Origin of the sequence: Micrococcus sp. ACRRV (assembly GCF_022346985.1) — a bacterium.
Classification (GTDB): domain Bacteria; phylum Actinomycetota; class Actinomycetes; order Actinomycetales; family Micrococcaceae; genus Micrococcus; species Micrococcus porci.
The window spans coordinates 1-877 of sequence record NZ_JAKRNH010000212.1 but is presented as its reverse complement, the minus strand read 5'-3'; the positions used below and the strand labels follow the sequence as shown (position 1 = coordinate 877).

Here is an 877-nt window from a genome sequence, read left to right as displayed (position 1 = left end):
ACACCCGGCCCCCCGCGACGAGCCCTGCGATATGGCCCCTACCCGCCTGGTTGAGGGGCCATATTGCAGGGCTCGTCGTGCAGGGCGGGCGCGGAGCCGCATCGTGAGACGTCCGTCGTGCGCCGCCGGCCCCGCTGATAGCTTCTGCGCATGACCCTCACCGTGGCGCTGCTCTCCTTCGCGCTCCTGGCCCTGCTGATCACGCTCACGCCCGGCCTGGACACCGCCCTGGTGCTGCGGTACGCCGGCCGTCAGGGCTCCGGGGCCGCGTTCGCCGCGAGCGCCGGCATCTGCGCCGGCCTGTTCGTGTGGGCGGTCGCGGCCGCCCTCGGGGTCAGCGCCCTGCTGGCCGCGTCCGAGCTCGCGTACACCGCGCTGCGCTGGATCGGCGCCGCCTACATGGTCTATCTCGGCGTGCGCATGCTGATCGCGGCGGTCCGGGGCACGTCCGGGGACCACGACGGCGACGCCGCCCCCGCCCTCGTCCGCCGCGGCCAGGCCTTCCGCACCGGCTTCACCGTGAACCTGCTGAACCCGAAGGTCGGCGCGTTCTACGTGGCGCTGATCCCGCAGTTCATGGTCCCCGGTGTGGCCCCCGCGGTGATGGGCGTGCTCCTGGCGGTCGTGCACATCGCGGTCTGCCTCGCCTGGTTCGTCTTGCTGATCGCGTTGGTGGGCGTGGTGAGCGGCTGGCTGCGACGCCCGGCCGTGCAGCGCGGGATGGACGGCGTGGTCGGCACCGCCCTCGTGGGCTTCGGCGCCCGCCTGGCGCTCGCCAAGGCCTGACCCGGCCCGCGGGCCCGCCCGGCCCCGCGCCGGGGGGCCGCCGGCCGGGGGGGCGGGGGGCCGCTACGGGAGCGCGCTGCGGACGTCGCCG

1 protein-coding gene is annotated in these 877 nt (G+C 75.8%); it reads left to right on the top strand.

Annotated elements, in window-relative coordinates:
• Positions 1-150 precede the first annotated feature (150 nt).
• Entirely contained in the window at positions 151-786 is a 636-nt protein-coding gene (locus MHY29_RS12160) for a LysE family translocator (RefSeq protein ID WP_224356042.1), read from the top strand.
• Positions 787-877 lie beyond the last annotated feature (91 nt).

Bases quoted from the DNA above. Each gene is read 5' to 3' on its own strand.
- MHY29_RS12160 (WP_224356042.1), top strand. From the start codon at position 151: ATGACCCTCACCGTGGCGCTGCTCTCCTTCGCGCTCCTGGCCCTGCTG.